Origin of the sequence: Gracilibacillus phocaeensis, assembly GCF_900626275.1 — a bacterium.
GTDB classification, from domain to species: Bacteria; Bacillota; Bacilli; order Bacillales; family Amphibacillaceae; genus Gracilibacillus; species Gracilibacillus timonensis.
The window spans coordinates 274183-290405 of sequence record NZ_LR131145.1 but is presented as its reverse complement, the minus strand read 5'-3'; the positions used below and the strand labels follow the sequence as shown (position 1 = coordinate 290405).

14 protein-coding genes are annotated in these 16223 nt (G+C 41.4%); 9 read left to right on the top strand and 5 right to left on the bottom strand.

The genetic code is table 11. The annotated features are described in order from the left end of the window. Positions 1-31: 31 nt before the first annotated feature. The 8 genes from E0E32_RS17540 to E0E32_RS17505 all read left to right on the top strand — a co-directional run bounded on the left by E0E32_RS17540 (position 32) and on the right by E0E32_RS17505 (position 9367). Positions 32-1144, top strand: a complete 1113-nt coding sequence (locus tag E0E32_RS17540; RefSeq protein ID WP_130860319.1) for an NAD(P)/FAD-dependent oxidoreductase — start codon at positions 32-34, stop codon at positions 1142-1144. After that, the gene (locus tag E0E32_RS17535) at positions 1138-2811 is read left to right on the top strand and encodes a nucleoside recognition domain-containing protein (RefSeq protein ID WP_130860318.1); all 1674 of its coding nucleotides are present in this window, start codon (positions 1138-1140) and stop codon (positions 2809-2811) included. Before E0E32_RS17540 ends, E0E32_RS17535 begins: the two co-directional genes overlap by 7 nt. Positions 2812-2873: 62 nt before the next feature. Then, on the top strand, positions 2874-4064 hold the full coding sequence (locus E0E32_RS17530; protein WP_130860317.1) for a GTP-binding protein: 1191 nt from the start codon (positions 2874-2876) through the stop codon (positions 4062-4064). Positions 4065-4080: 16 nt separating this feature from the next. Then, positions 4081-4629 carry a dCTP deaminase gene (gene dcd, locus E0E32_RS17525; RefSeq protein ID WP_066186465.1) on the top strand — a complete coding sequence of 183 codons (549 nt, stop codon included), beginning with the start codon at positions 4081-4083 and terminating at the stop codon, positions 4627-4629. Positions 4630-4632: 3 nt separating this feature from the next. Further along, positions 4633-5814 carry a GTP-binding protein gene (locus E0E32_RS17520; RefSeq protein WP_130860316.1) on the top strand — a complete coding sequence of 394 codons (1182 nt, stop codon included), beginning with the start codon at positions 4633-4635 and terminating at the stop codon, positions 5812-5814. 250 nt (positions 5815-6064) lie between these two features. Then, positions 6065-7402 (top strand): replication-associated recombination protein A, encoded by a 1338-nt coding sequence (locus E0E32_RS17515; RefSeq protein WP_066186625.1) that lies wholly within the window; start codon positions 6065-6067, stop codon positions 7400-7402. Positions 7403-7411: 9 nt separating this feature from the next. Further along, entirely contained in the window at positions 7412-8227 is an 816-nt protein-coding gene (locus E0E32_RS17510) for a Cof-type HAD-IIB family hydrolase (RefSeq protein ID WP_130860315.1), read from the top strand. Positions 8228-8353: 126 nt separating this feature from the next. Continuing rightward, the gene (locus tag E0E32_RS17505) at positions 8354-9367 is read left to right on the top strand and encodes an NADP-dependent oxidoreductase (RefSeq protein WP_066186453.1); all 1014 of its coding nucleotides are present in this window, start codon (positions 8354-8356) and stop codon (positions 9365-9367) included. A gap of 162 nt (positions 9368-9529) precedes the next feature. On the opposite strand, the gene E0E32_RS17500 is transcribed toward E0E32_RS17505, so the two are convergent. Together E0E32_RS17500 and E0E32_RS17495 are read right to left on the bottom strand one after the other, a co-directional pair. Continuing rightward, a complete protein-coding gene (locus E0E32_RS17500) occupies positions 9530-10456 on the bottom strand; it encodes a VanW family protein (protein WP_066186451.1) in 927 nt (308 codons plus the stop codon). A 101-nt stretch (positions 10457-10557) separates the two neighbouring features. Then, positions 10558-11577: a YeiH family protein gene (locus E0E32_RS17495; protein ID WP_066186445.1), complete on the bottom strand. Its 1020-nt coding sequence runs from the start codon at positions 11575-11577 to the stop codon at positions 10558-10560. 124 nt (positions 11578-11701) lie between these two features. Here E0E32_RS17495 and E0E32_RS17490 point away from each other — a divergent pair, with 124 nt between their 5' ends. Then, the gene (locus E0E32_RS17490) at positions 11702-12598 is read left to right on the top strand and encodes a LysR family transcriptional regulator (RefSeq protein ID WP_066186442.1); all 897 of its coding nucleotides are present in this window, start codon (positions 11702-11704) and stop codon (positions 12596-12598) included. A 749-nt stretch (positions 12599-13347) separates the two neighbouring features. Here the strand turns inward: E0E32_RS17490 and E0E32_RS17485 are convergent. The 3 genes from E0E32_RS17485 to E0E32_RS17475 form a co-directional block, all read right to left on the bottom strand. Continuing rightward, positions 13348-13926, bottom strand: a complete 579-nt coding sequence (locus E0E32_RS17485; protein WP_130860314.1) for a hypothetical protein — start codon at positions 13924-13926, stop codon at positions 13348-13350. A 367-nt stretch (positions 13927-14293) separates the two neighbouring features. Continuing rightward, positions 14294-14914 carry a hypothetical protein gene (locus E0E32_RS17480; protein ID WP_130860313.1) on the bottom strand — a complete coding sequence of 207 codons (621 nt, stop codon included), beginning with the start codon at positions 14912-14914 and terminating at the stop codon, positions 14294-14296. A gap of 341 nt (positions 14915-15255) precedes the next feature. After that, entirely contained in the window at positions 15256-16113 is an 858-nt protein-coding gene (locus tag E0E32_RS17475; RefSeq protein WP_066186424.1) for an oxidoreductase, read from the bottom strand. Between the last annotated feature and the right edge of the window lie 110 nt (positions 16114-16223).

Below are 16223 nucleotides of genomic sequence, written 5' to 3'. Positions count from 1 at the left end.
AATCGTAATGATTTCGAATAAGGAGGTTGCTATGGATAATCTATATGATGTCATTATCGTAGGAGCAGGTCCTTCTGGAATAGGTGTAGCCTCTATACTACAACAAATGGAATGTTCGTCCTATTTGGTCTTAGAAAAAGAAGAAGTAGGGGCGTCCTTTTTACGCTGGCCGGAGGAAATGCGGTTTATTACGCCCTCTTTTCCGGCACAGGGATTTGGCCAGACCGATTTGAATGCGATTGTTCCAAAGACTTCACCGGCGTATACTCTTGCTATGGAACATCCTAGCGGCAAGGATTATGCTGGTTATTTACAAGTCATTGCCAATCATTTCTCGATTCCGATTAAACGAGGGGTAGAGGTAAAGCATATTGAAAAAAAGGGCAACCTTTTCACTGTGGAGACGTCATCGGGAGTCTATCAAAGTCGCTTTCTGGTCTGGGCTGCGGGAGAATATCAATATCCAGATATGAACCCATTTCCGGGAGCGGAGTTTGCTATTCACAATAGTCATATTTCTTCTTGGGAGGAGTTGACTGGAGATGATTTTATCGTTATTGGCGGTTATGAAAGTGGCATGGATGCAGCTTATCAACTAGGAAAGCTTGGCAAAAAGGTTACAGTAATTGCCAAGAGCCATTCATGGGAATTAGAAAGTAGTGATCCTAGTATTGCCTTATCCCCTTATACCTATCAGCGAGTTCATCCATTGTTAGATTCTGAATGGTTTACGCTGGCGGGGCATAAGACAGTAGAATGGCTGGAAGCAGATGAGAAAGGCTATTACGTTTTTGCTAGTGACGGAGACGTCTATTTCAGCAGTGAAAAACCGATTCTAGCTACTGGATTTGCGGGCAGTACGACGATTATTGAAAACTTAGTAAAACGTGGAACACATCATAAGGCGCTGCTGAATGAATCAGACGAATCCGTGGAGACGTCAGGATTGTTTCTGACTGGCCCTGAGCTACGGCATAACGACCATATCTTTTGTTATATTTATAAATTCCGCCAGCGGTTTGCGGTTATAGCGGAAGCAATAGGGGAACAGTTAGGTTTAGATTTGTCCGTTATCGAGACGTATCAACAGGAGAATTTCTATTTAAACGACCTTTCCATGTGCGGGGAGAAGTGCCAATGTTAGAGCAAGCAGAGTATGCTGATGTGGCATGGACAGAAGTATTGCTAGTAGGCTGTGAATCAGTAGGGAAATCTGGCTTATTTCGACAATTGACTGGTGAGAATAAAGCATTAGCCAGTAATGTAAAAGGGTCTACCATATCTGCTTTGCAGGCGCCTTGTCATTTAAATGGGAACATCCAATTAACCGATTTACCAGGTCTTCAATTTGAGATGGATAGCCATAACACTCAACTAACGTTAGATCACTTACAAGAAGGAAAGACAATTCTCCTAGTCGTGAAGTCTACGGAATTGAAAGAAGAATTGGAACAACTGCAAACAGAATTAAATTTGAAAGGGAGAAAGATCGCCATCGTGGCAACACATCGAGATAAGTACTCGCCATCCCCAGCGGAGCAAAATAGAGTACAGGAATTATTACAGGTACCCGTTGTCTGGATAAATACACGAAAGATGGATGACTCAGTGCAGGAAGAAGTCATGCGTGCTATCAAACAGGCTCAAGTATGGGGAGCTACTGCAAGTATTATGCGTTTTCTCCCTGCTTCTTCACCAAATGTCCACCAATTACTTCCTATTTTTCGTTTACCAATCGCAGGTCCACTCTTGGCTTGTTTCTTCCTGTTTGCAATGTTTGCTCTTCCGGTTATCGGCGCATACCTATTGGTCTCCTGGCTGGAACCAATTGTGGATCAATATGTGCTTGATCCTCTCATTACAACACTGGATCAGGCACCCTATTTTCTAGCAAATATGTTGATAGGTGATTACGGGTTAATCACGCTAGGTTCTTATTCGTTTCTGTGGGCTTTTCCGGTAGTACTGTTGATCGGGGTAATGACAAGCCTAACCGAAGAGATTGGTATACAAGAGCACATCACGACTACATTGGATCCTTGGCTTCGTAAAATAGGGTTAACAGGAAGGGATTTACTACCGGTAATCACAGGCTTTGGCTGTAATGTCGTTGCCGTTTTTCAAAGCAGAGGATGCAGCAGTTGTACACGCATATCCTGTGTTTCCTTGATTGCTTTTGGTTCGGCATGCAGCTATCAAATAGGAGCGACGTTATCCATTTTTAATGCGGCACAAGTACCATTTCTATTTGTGCCTTATATATTGCTGTTATTTTTGGTTGGTGCGATCCATACAAGAGTTTGGAATCGGCAGTCTGCAGATCAGTTCACACGTATAGCACCGCTCCCTTATATACAAAAGATAGATTGGAAGGCATTCTTTTGGAAGCTTTCAGGAGTGATAAAACAGTTTTTATTGCAGGCGATGCCCATCTTCTTAGTCATTTGTTTGGTGGCATCTGTTTTAGATATAATCGGCATATTATCCATTTTTAGCTGGCTTGCTATGCCATTGCTTGCATTGTTTTCCTTGCCGGCAGAAGCAGCGCCGGGCTTAATCTTCTCTTTTATCAGAAAGGATGGTTTGCTTGTCTTAAATGAAGGACAAGGGAGTCTTTTAATGGATATGTCGATTAGTCAGATATTTATACTGGTTTACTTGGCTTCTACGCTTTCTGCTTGTTTAGTAACCTTATTTACGATTGGCAAAGAGCTAGGCTGGAAGACATCGCTTTCGATTGGCGGTAAACAGATGTTGACCAGTATGGTAAGTGCAGCCCTTTTGGCAGTAGGATTATATTTTTTAACATAGGGTAGTAGATCTGGGTTTTCATTGGTCCAAAGCAGCCCATAAATATAAAGGAGGACGAACAAATGAAGAAAATTCCTGTTACTGTACTAAGTGGATACTTGGGCGCAGGTAAAACAACGTTATTAAATCATGTCTTACATAATCGTGAAGGTTTAAAGGTAGCGGTTATCGTTAATGACATGAGCGAGGTAAACATTGATAGTGAGTTAATCCAAACGCAAGGTGGATTCTCGCGTACAGAAGAAAAGCTGGTAGAAATGTCCAATGGTTGTATTTGTTGTACCTTACGCGAGGACTTATTAGTAGAAGTTGAAAAGCTCGTCCAAAAAGGTGACGTCGATTATATTTTGATTGAATCATCAGGTATTAGTGAACCTGTGCCTGTTGCGCAGACTTTTTCGTATATTGATGATACGATGGGGATTGACTTAACCAAATATTGTGAACTAGATACGATGGTAACAGTGGTTGATGCCAATCGTTTTTGGCATGACTTTGGTTCCGGTGATTCCTTGTTAAGTAGAAAACAAGCAGTAGCCGATGAGGATACGCGGAATATTGCCGATTTATTAATCGATCAGATTGAATTCTGTAATGTGTTGATACTGAATAAAACTGATTTAGTAGCAGAAGAAGACTTGCAGAAACTGGAACAAGTTATTCGCAAACTACAACCAGAAGCGAAAATTATTCGTACTCAACACAGTAACATCGATCCAAAGGAAATACTAAATACCAAGTTGTTTGATTTTGAAAAAGCAAGTGAATCAGCAGGTTGGTTAAAAGAACTAAATGCAGGAGTCGAGAACCATACTCCTGAAACAGAAGAATATGGAATTGGATCCTTTGTTTATACTTCTAGGTTACCATTCCACACCGAACGATTGATGAGCTGGTACCAGAACCTGCCTCAAGAAATAGTTCGAATGAAAGGGGTAATCTGGTGTGCTACTCATAATGATGTCGCCCTATTAATATCTCAAGCTGGTCCTTCTGTGGAATTGGAGCCTTTAGCTTATTGGGTAGCCAGCTTACCAAAAGAAAAACAAAAACAAATTTTAAGTCAAAATCCGGAAGTGAAAGCATTGTGGGATCCAAAATATGGTGATCGTCATACTAAGATCGTGTTTATAGGTATGGATTTGGATGTTGACCAAATAACAAATGATCTGGAGCATTGCCTTTTGAGTGAATCTGAAATGGATGAAGACTGGTCCAAGTTTAGAAACCCATTCCCTTGGCGACTTTCATAATCAGGAGGGAAACCCATTGATTTTATCTGGACAGACGATTGAGCAATTGATACAGGACAAACAAATGACGATTGCCCCTTTTCAGCAATTAAGCATCCAGCCGGCTTCTATTGACTTGCGTCTGGGGGAACATTTCGTCATCGTGGATGATATCTCTACCCCGTTTTTGTCGGTAGACAAGCCAGCGAAGTATAAGGAAATACAAGTATCGGAGGAGGGGTTTATTACAATTCCTCCGCAAACCTTTTTACTGGGCACAACACTGGAGGAAGTGAAGCTGCCTAATCATTTAACCGCCTTTGTAGAAGGCAGAAGTTCAGTCGGCAGATTAGGCGTGTTTATCCAAAATGCTGGCTGGATTGATCCAGGCTTTGCTGGGCAGATTACCTTGGAACTGTTTAATGCGAATCGCGTGCCTGTGCAATTACAGGTGGGCATGCGTATTTGTCAGCTGGTCATCGCACAAGTCGATCAGCCGACAGAAGGATATAGCGGAAAGTATTTGTTTCAAGAAGGAGCGACCCCGAGCCGTGTCTATAAGGATCAGGAAAGAAAGGAAGAATAATTGATGAACAAAAGAATTCCAGTAACCGTTTTGAGTGGGTTTCTAGGCGCGGGCAAGACATCCATGCTTAACCACCTGCTTACCGAACAACATGGACAGAAAATAGCCGTTATTGTCAATGATATGAGCGAAATCAACATCGATGCCAGGTTGGTGAAGGAAGGTAGTTTGATCCGCACCGAGGAAAATATGGTAGAGATGACTAACGGCTGTATCTGCTGTACCTTGCGAGAAGACTTAATCGTCGAATTGGAAAAACTGGCGAAGCAGGATATCGATTATGTCTTGATTGAATCAAGCGGTGTCTCGGAACCAATCCCGGTCGCTCAGAGTTTCGTCTATGCCGATGAAGAATTAGGAATAGATTTACAAGCCCTTTTCCAACTGGATACGATGGTAACATTAGTCAATGGCCAGCAGTTTTGGCAAGATTATCGCTCAGAGGATTTGCTGCTGGACCGGGAATTACATGTATCGGATGATGATGAGCGGGGGATTGTCGATTTACTAGTCGATCAAATCGAATTTGCCAATGTGATTGTGTTAAACAAGGTAGATAAGCTGTCGAGTGAGGAGATGGAAGAATTAAAAGATTTACTTTATAAGCTAAATCCAGAGGCAAAGATTATTCCCACTACATTTGGTCAAATAGATCCTTTACAAGTGCTGCATACCGGTCAATTTGATTTGGAAGAGGCAAGTCACGGGGCTGGCTGGATCAAAGAGTTAAATCAAGAACACGTACCAGAGACCGAAGAGTATGGAATTAGCTCCTTTGTCTATCGAAGTAGAAGGCCATTCCATCCTGGACGATTTCAGGAATGGCTGGAGAATTGGCCAGATGAAATTCTTCGGGCGAAAGGTTTCTTTTGGTTAGTCACCAGAAATGATGTGGCCGGCTTTTTATCACAGGCCGGGTCGATGCTGACTTTAGAAGGTGCTGGAAGATGGCTGGCAAGCTATTCCGAAGAGGAGCAAGCGGCATTAAAGGCAGATGATCCAGGTCTGTTTGATAATTGGGATGAAGCAGCCGGTGACCGCATTACGGAACTTGTTTGTATAGGCCGTGAAATGGATGAAAATCAGATTATTGCTTCATTAAATGATTGCCTAGTGACAGAGGAAGAAGCGGACAAACCTGCCTCTGCTTTTGTGGATTCATTACCTGCATTTGCGATGACATAGAGAATATCTCCCCCCTAACGAATCTATTTTGCACTTAAGTGGTGCAAAATGGATTCGTTTTTTGTTCCGATACAATAGAGAGAGGTGTTGGACATAGGGATATGACGATCAAAAATAAGAGTCAGACTCGAAAAAAAGGCCGTTATTTTCACATGGCAAATGCTTTGAACAATTTAATTAGATGCAAAACAAACATACGTTTGATACAATGGAGTTATCATAAAATTCTCATGCAAAGAGGTGACCCATGATGAAACAGGAGTCTCTTTTCTCAGAAGATAATAAAAAAAGCACTCCGCTTGCTAGCCGAATCCGTCCGAAAGCGTTGGATGAATTTGTCGGGCAGCAGCACTTGCTAGGATCAGGTAAAGTACTGCGGGATATCATTGAAAACGATCAAGTGTCTTCCTTGATTTTCTGGGGACCACCTGGGGTAGGCAAAACAACCTTGGCGGAGATTATTGCGCGAAAGACCGAGTCCACATTTATTAACCTGTCAGCGGTAAATAGTGGAATAAAAGAGATTAAACAAATGATGAAGGAAGCCGAATCCAGACGCGATTTTGGCGAAAAGACGATTATTTTTATCGATGAGATCCATCGGTTTAACAAAGCGCAGCAGGATGCCTTTCTCCCTTATGTCGAGAACGGTAGTATCATTTTAATCGGGGCGACCACGGAAAATCCATCCTTTGAAGTGAATGCCGCCCTGTTGTCTAGGAGTAAGGTGTTTGTCTTAAAACTATTGGAAACCGAAGACATTGTCAATCTTTTGAAAACGGCGATTGCTCATCCTGATGGTTTCGGGGATAAAAAGATCGATATTACGAAACAAGCTTTAACCGCTATTGCGAAATTTGCAAATGGGGATGCAAGAAGTGCCTTAAATACATTAGAAATGGCGGTGTTAAATAGTGAGGAGACAGCAGAGGGAATTGCTATCACTGAAGATCAGTTGCAACAATTAATCACCAGAACCTCCCTTCTTTATGATAAAAATGGAGAGGAACATTATAATATTATTTCTGCCTTGCATAAATCGATGCGAAATAGTGATGTGGACGCGGCGATTTATTGGCTGTCGCGAATGTTGGAATCGGGGGAAGATCCTATCTATATTGCTAGAAGGCTGCTACGTTTTGCCAGTGAGGATATCGGACTTGCCGATGCCCGTGCCTTAAGTATCACAACGGATGTTTTTCAGGCGTGCCGTTTTATTGGTATGCCGGAATGTGATGTTCATTTAACAGAAGCGGTGATTTATTTGTCCTTAGCACCGAAATCTAATGCCGTCTATACTGCACGTTTGCAAGCAAGGAAAGATGTGAAGGAATCGATTAATGAACCAGTGCCATTACAAATCAGGAACGCGCCGACCAATTTAATGAAGGAACTGGACTATGGTAAGGATTATCAGTATTCCCATCAACAAGAAGAGAAATTAACGACGATGAAAACGATGCCGCCTTCCTTAGAGGGACGGGAATATTACCTGCCAACCGATCAAGGACATGAGAAAAAATTCAAAGAAAGACTGGATTATATCAAAGCATGGCATCAAGAGTATGATAATAAAGACAGAGACTAGGAGGATAATATGAAAGTGATTTTTTTAGATATTGATGGTACCTTGGTCAACTATGAAACCCAGATTCCAGTGTCTGCTATGGAAGCAGTACAAGCGACAAGAAAAAAGGGGAATAAGGTTTACCTTAGCACGGGTCGTAGTAAGGCAGAGGTGTACAGCCATCTATGGGATATTGGGTTGGATGGCATGATTGGTGGCAATGGGATGTATATCGAAGACAATGGTGAAGTGCTGCAAGATTTGATGATGGAAAAGCAAGATGTGATCAAAACCGTCGATTGGATGCAGGAGCAAGGGATAGCCTTTTATTTAGAAAGTAAGAATGGCTTGTTTGCCAGTGAGCACTTTTTAGAAAAGACGACGGAGAAGTTATGGGGAGAAGCTTCTAAAGAGAATCAAGAACGGCTTCAAGCCATTTATCCCGACATGATTTACGGAGGAGACTTGTATCGGGATGATGTAGCGAAAATCAGCTTTTGTTTGCATCCTGATAAACTGGCGGAAGCAAAAGCTACGTTTGGTGATCATTTGAAAGTAGACACGTGGTCAGCAACCGGAGAAAAACCGGAATTTGGCGAGTTTGCCATTTTGGGAGCGGATAAGGTACATGCCGTTGACCAATTATTGAATCATTTACAGGTCGGCAAGGAGCATACTTTTGCCTTTGGTGATGCGGCCAGTGATAAGCAAATGATTGAGTATTGCCAAGTAGGGATAGCGATGGGGAATGCTCAACCTAATTTAAAAGCAGCGGCTGATTATGTCACCAATCATGTCGATGCAGATGGGTTATGGAAGGCGTTTGAGAGATATGAATTGGTTTAAAAATGAACTTAACTAAACATAAAAAAGCGAATATTCTTTTTTTGTACAGTCATGTTTATCCATAGAAACCATGAGGAACAACTAAATAGAAGCATATACTAATCAGCTATCAAGGAGGACTGTGTGATGAAACAAGAGCAATTGATATTACGTGATCGACCAAATGGACTGCCAAACGAAGATACCTTTCAATTTCAGACAGTGGAAGTGGGAGAGCCAGGCGAGAACGAGGTATTGGTAAAAACACTATACGTTTCCGTCGATCCTTATATGCGTGGAAGAATGTCAGATGCCCCATCCTATGCGGCATCATTTGAGGTAGGTGAACCGTTGGCAGGTGGGGTCGTTGGACAAGTGACCAAATCCAATAGTGATCAGCTGAAGGTGGGAGATTTGGTCACAGGTGCGCTGGATTTTCAAGAGTACAATGTGGTATCAGGAGATCAGGTTCGTCAAGTCGATACAAAAGGCTTAAGCCCCAGCAGTGCATTAAGTGTACTAGGAATGCCGGCATTGACAGCCTATTTTGGGATGATGCATATCGGTGAACCGAAACAGGGCGAAACCGTTGTTGTCTCAGGAGCCGCTGGAGCCGTTGGACAAATCGCTGGGCAATTGGCCAAAAGAGCTGGAGCGCGGGTGGTTGGCATTGTAGGATCAGAGAAAAAAGCACGCTATATTACGGAGACTTTGGGCTATGATGCAGCCGTGGAATATAAAAAGGGAAATGTAAGCGACCAGTTACAAGAGACTTGTCCAGATGGAATTGATGTCTATTATGAAAACGTCGGCGGTGAGATTTCTGATGCGGTTTGGCCGTTGTTAAATGTGTTCGCACGTGTGCCGGTATGTGGATCTATTTCTTCCTACAACCTAAAGGAAGACGAACAGGATATTGGCTTGCGAGTACAGCGATTTTTGGTGAAGTCTCGGGTGAAAATGCAAGGCTTGCTTGTCGGCGACTTTGCAGCACATTACGATGAGGCTTATCAAGTACTAGGGGAGGCTGTTGCCAAGGGAGAGTTGAAGTTTGAAGAAACGATTCACGAAGGTTTTCGTGACATACCTGATGCCTTTTTAGGGTTATTTACTGGTGAGAATATTGGGAAACAGCTGGTGAAGGTGGCGGATGAAGAATAAATGACCGCAAAAACATATCTTCTGCCTATTTGTAGAAGATATGTTTTTTCTTAAAGAAGTTGATAAGTGAGAAACCATCGCTGAATTTTGATGTGTAAGGTTGGCCGCTAGAGATAAAATGTATTATTTTACAAAAAGGCATCGTCTCTTATTTCTTTCCGTTTAATCTCCTGCGCTCTCTTCTTCTGGTATTTTTGTTGGTGCCTTGGGAACAGAGCGGGAATCGTAATTAATCACATCTGATGAATGCAGAGTGATCACAACCGTTCCTTCATAACGCTTGGAACGAATCAGGATCGGTTGATTATACATGTTTTGAAAACGAAAATCAGGACCGTGCCAGCTTACCGTCGCATCACGTCCAGGTGGAACGTACTTGACACGTCGGCTATGCGCATAGCGTTCAACAATTTCGAGTCCCGCACCGTCAACAGCGTTAAACAAGGTGGATGACACTTGGCAGATTCCTCCGCCAACATCTTCTGCCAGTTCTCCTTTCACAATGACGGTGGAACGCTTGTATCCCCGCTCGACCGTTCGTTCTCCCACTACTTCGTTAAATGAAAATATCTCGTTAGGAAAGATCACATAGTTGTCTACTGCTTCTGCGGAAAGTTGAATATTGTGCGTGCGATTTTGATTATTTGCATTGAAATAAGTGACATACTGGCCAATTTTTTGCATTCGAACATTGGCGAGCAATTCACTGTCCACCTTTGGATAAATCTCCAACACGGGCACTTCCAAAGTGGCAGATTTACTTTCTATAAAATAGGCATAAAACTGTTTTTTAAATGCCTTCTTGTCCAATCCGTACCCCAGTTGTCCTGGATCGATCTCTTCTTGGTCATTAATGGTAGCATTCACTGGTTCCATGTAAATCTGTTGATCCAATTCTTCTACTAATCGATCAAGCTTTTCCATATTTATCAAAGGAGTTCCGGTAAAAGGTAAAGAGAAGTTCTCACGATCGATGGTAGCGATTATTTCTCCTTGATGCGTAATGGTTAAGCGATCAGGTTCCTCCATAGGTTGGGCAATGGGTAACACCAATGCAATAAAATAAGCGATGAAAAATGATGGCTTCATAAATGACATACCTCCCACTATCAGTATGAGCAATAGGTAAGAGGTTTATGTATGTGATTGGGATGGGTTTGGATTGTGTACGTCAACAAGTACCCATCATTTCACACCATAAAATAAGCAACAATCGATAAAACAACTGAGGTAATCCCCATGGCTAACAACGGCTTTAGCGCCCGTGCACGTAAGTCTTTGAGACTGACATTCAAACCTAATCCAACCATGGCGGCGGTTAGAATCCAGGTGGTAGCAGTGGCGGTCGCGCCCATCACATCTGAAGATACCGGAATCGCATGTCCCAGCACGTAACTGCCGAAAATGCTCATTAGGATAAATCCAAGCAAAAACCAAGGGAAAGCAACCTTGTTTCCTGCTTGCTGCCTGTTATTTTTGCGCTTCATGATATAAATCAACAGAAAGCAGAGCGGAACCAGTAAAAACACGCGTCCTAGTTTTGCTAACAAGGCAATCGCCAAGGCATCTTCTCCAGCAGGTTCTGCCGCGATTGCCACATGAGCTAATTCGTGCAAGCTGATACCCGACCAAATCCCATAATCGGCAGGGATTAATGGAAGTAATGGTCGCAAAATGGTATAGACAATCGCGAATATGGTTCCCATTAATGCGATAATACCGACTCCAATGGCTGTATCTTCCTCTTTCGCTTTGACAATCGGTGCAACAGCCGCAATGGCAGCAGCGCCACAAACTCCGGTTCCAACCCCTAATAAAAGGGAAATACTCTTATCTGCCTTAAATACCTTGGCCAGCCACATGGTTAATCCGATCGCTAAGGCAATCACGAACGCATCACGAATCAGCAACCCCCAGCCTTCATGAAATACGGTAGCTATATTCAATTTCAATCCATATAAGATAATCGCCAAACGCAAGAGCTTTTGCGTGGAAAAGGTAATCCCTTTGCGTAAGATATCTGGATAGCCAAAAACTTGTCGGTAGATTACGGCAATAATAATCGCACAGGCTAACTGGCCGACATGATTCAGGCCGGGGAACATAGCCAGTAAGCTGCCGAGTAGTGCAATCAAAAATGTAAAAGCAATCCCTGCAATATATTTTCCGGTAAAAATAAGGGATTGTTTATTGATGGCTAATGAAGTCATCTAAACACCTCCTTTTTTAAGCATAAGCGAAGTTAATGCATAAGAAAAATAATTTATTATAATAACTACGATAAGTAAAATGTTATAATAAAAGGAATAGATATTAAAGGAGGTGGAGTGAGAAATGGATCAACATTTACAAATTTTTATAACAGTTGCCGAGAAACAAAGTTTTTCAAAGGCGGCAGCAGCGCATTATATGACACAGCCAGCAGTTAGCCAATACATCCGTACATTAGAAAATAGTATGGGGGTACGTTTACTGGAGCGGAGTAACAAGTATGTCCGTTTAAATAAGGCAGGGGAGATCGTGTATCATCATGGGAAAGAAATCCTCGGTTTGTATACCACGATGCAACATTTGGTCGACGATCTAATGAACCAAGCAAATGGACCGCTCTCCATCGGTGCGAGTTATACCTTTGGCGAATATGTTCTTCCTCGGATTATTGCCAATATGCAGGAAACCTATCCTGATATTGATCCGACTGTCACGATTGGCAATACCGAACATATTGCCGAGTTGGTGGAGAGTCACCAATTGGATGTTGGGATTGTCGAAGGTCATTTCCCCCAGCAAAAGTTAATCACCGAGGAGTTTGCAGAGGATGATATGGTGATTGTCGTCTCGCCCAGCCATCGATTAGGCAAGCGTTCGAAACCAGTTGGAGTAGAAGAATTGCAACAAGAAAAGTGGATTGTGCGGGAACATGGATCGGGTACGAGGGAAGCAACAGAGACAGTTTTTGAGATGTTAGACATCCAGCCATCCCGCTTGATGCATTATAGCAGTACACAACCGATTAAAGAATCTGTAGCAGCGGGATTGGGAATTAGCTTGCTTTCTCAATGGGCGATTCAAAAGGAGATTCGATATGGCGATTTAGAGATTATTCCTGTCAAAGGGCTACCATTTTCTCGCAAATTTTCGATCATTACACCATCCCCTTTTCAAACGAAGGCATTGGAAACCTTTATCGGATTATTGCATGATAATCGTATTATTGAGACTTTGTCATGAGAAAGGTGTATGTCTTACGGGCTGGAGATCATTCCCATAAGAATCTCGTGGACTGAGGAGAGCAAATCGCGCTCCTGGGTCCATAAGAACGAATCTCGCGGACTGAAGAGAGCAGATCTCGTTCTACAGTCCATAAGAATGGATCTCGCGGACTGAGGAGAGCAAATCATGTTCCAGAGTCCATAAGAACGAACCTTGTGGACTGAGGAGAGCAAATCGTGTTACTGGGTCCATAAGAATCGGCTGGGAGTATGTAACGTGTTCGGCTTCTCTATTGTCATAAGAAAATAATTCTCTGAAACCATTTGAAATGTCATTACGTGTAAGGAATAGCAAGGCATTAGGAGGAGAGGACATTGACAATTAAAATAGAAGGACTGCAAAAAAGTATCGTTCGTTTCAAGCATTGAAGGATATCGACCTGCAGATGGAGGCGGGCTTGTTTGGACTGTTATCAACCAACCGAGCATCTGCATCTTAGATGAACCGTTTGTTGGTTCGGATACAGAGGAGCATCTCTACTTCCAGCGCGTGTTGGAGCGCTTATCTTATCATAGTGTCGTTATTATCAGCACGCATTTATTGGACGAAATGAATCCATCTCAACAAAATCGGTTGCTTTACCTAAAGGAAGGAGCTCTGATTTATGATGAATAATAACTTATAAAATCCGAAAGAAGATGTTTTCCTCTAAGAAGTAGGACAACATCTTCTTCGTTTAATAAGAACAGTAATGATTCAAAAAGAAACTAATATCCATCATAACACCAGTTTAAATCGTTAGCTGCATTATCATCCCAGCTATCCATTAATATCTCATAAGTGACCCCTTCATCCTCGAAATCAAATAAATCTAATAACTGATAGTAGGCCTCGAACCTTTTATTGGCATCAGAATCGATTGCAAATACTTTTTTTTCCTTGCAAAATTTAAGTTCATAGGAATCTTCCTCCGCTCTAATCGAGTTAACTGTTTCAATTAAAAAGGAATCCATAGATCTTAGTGTTGTTTCTATGGAAAGGAGTTGGCTACGTTCTTCTTTAGGAAGCTCTCCATATTGAGATAAAAAATAAATGGATTGTAATAGTATTTCTATATCATCCCATACAAGCTCCCAATAAACAAGGCTATCTTTTGAATAACTTTCTTGATCCGCTAAGGGTTCTATATCCTTAAATAATTGGTGTACATCTCCGGCTAATCGAGTCTGAATAGTAGAGACCAGTTTCTGAGTGCTCTTATAATTATTGTAATATAGCCAGGAACAAGCAATAGTCGTTATCATCAATAGCACTAAGGCTACCATTAGATAATTTTTCTTTTGCATAGTGTTTACTCCAATACCTGATAATTTTCTTTAAAAGATTCATCAATTTCGTGAATTTTATTTGTGTATCCTTCAAATGCATTCTTTTCGTAGATATCAAATGAGCACTTGTTAGAGATTGATTAGCAATAATTGTTTGGGGATCATTACTCGCCCATTTCCATGCTATTGCATTTGTTGGGAGGTTTTCTGAACCTGCTGGCCAATTAATCGTCTCTTTATAAAAAACATCTGTGTCATAAATAATTAACGATTCATTTTCAAACATATAATATGCGCGAGGTATGGTCTCTATTAAATCATCGTTACTATACAAGTCTGGGTTATTGTCCAAAGAATCTCGCGCTTCGTTTTCCGAGTACTATACCTATCCGTTCGAATGAAGATATGGCATAAACCATGATTCCATTGTAGCAATTTGTTCTCTCTTTTCTTCAAACGCTTCTTTGTTCTTAAAATGATCTAAATCCATTTCCTGAGAAAGACTTTTTATTTGATTAACTGAAAATAAGTTCGGTAATTCGTCTTCAAAATACAGTAGTTCACCTGACGTATTATCCACGAGTGCCATTTTGATTACGTTTTTTTCCGTTAACGTATTATAATTAATAGGTAGTAGTAATTCCTTCGGGGCATTTTCTTCTATCTTAACTGATTTAATAGTATATTTATCCGTATCACTAAAGTCTATAAGATAACCACCGGTGATTTGATTAGAAGAAGGATAGACTTTCCCGTTTGTTTGTAAATCATATGTTTCGCCATTGTAAGATAGCTTGGACTCCATATATACTTTATTTTGTTCTGTAGAAAAGCTGTTAACTGCTAGTTCGGCATCTAATTGTTTCTTATTTTCAATCTCGAATATCTTGTCCCCATATACAATGCCTTGAATATCATGATTTGCCTCATTGCTACTTGCTTGAGATGAACACCCACCCAAAAAGATAGCAATGAATAGAATGACTAAACTTATTAATTTCTTCAATCACATCACTCTCCTGTATATTTTTTACAGTTACATATTATACTTTAATAGACTCCTCTCCTCAACCATAAATTTCCCATTAAACCTAAAAATGAAATTTAAGGTTCAAAGAGGTATGCTATTTTCAAGCGTAATGGAAATATGTCATTTTTAATAATATATGGTAAATTGTTAAAGATTGCATATCTTTTAAGTTCTTAAAATGTTTTTAGTTGTGTACATGCGAATAATAGGAAGCGACCTTGACTACTAACAAAAAATCAGGTGCGCACCTTGGTTTTCTATATCAACCAATTATAAACATCATGGGAGCAGAAACTCTGAGCGGGAGAAGCTTCTTGCTATTTGGATATCTCACTTGCCACAAGCAGGCTGTACACTGTATCGAGATAAGGTGTGTGCAGCGCATGTGTTCGGCTTTTCAGATATAAATAGCCTTGAATATAATCGGTTTCCATTGGCTGTTGATGGATGCGGTCATAATACATGCTGGTGCCCATATGGGGCGGATAACCATCATAAATCGTCATAATCTCGTTGACGATCGTTGGCTTAAAATCAATTCCCTCCGCAGCGGCGATAGAGATGCCTTCTTTTAACAATTCCTCACAGATGGTACGTATCTTTCTGTCTTGCAAAATAACTGCCGTGTTTTGACTTAATGCCGTGACGGAATTGATCGCTAAATTGACGAGCAATTTATACCAGATATCATGCAAATAATCACGATGCAGCTGGATATCAAGATTGCTTTTGGATACTGCCTCTTTTAGGCCATAGGTGGCACTGTTTTCAGGCAAAATCAACGTTCGATCACGAAAATGAGTGATTACCTGTCCCTTTTTTTGTCCACTAATATAGACAACGGCTTGATAGGTGTGAGGCAAGGGAAAACGTTCTAGCTGACCATAGCCATTTTGACAAAGAATGCAGATGGTTTGTCGGTGCAAGACTTGGTCGAGATAGGGGAGGATCGTCTCCAACTGAGTGCCTTTTACGGTAATAAATACATAATCAAACGTTGTCGTCGTCTCTGAAAGTGGGGCAACAGGTAGTGTGGTAGAGGTGTTGTCGTTATGATGGACTTGTACCTTCCCAGGCTGTTTTCCTAGTAAGGTAACAGCATACCCAGCTTTTTGAAGGGATTCTCCAATCACTGCACCCACCGCACCCGGACCGATTACGGCAAATCTAGACATTATGGTCGCTCTCCTTTAACTGATTCATTGTTTCTAGCGTTGCAATTATTGGTTAGAAAGTCAAGGATTAATTCTTTTTACGTTTTGAGAAATGATCGCAGGATGACACC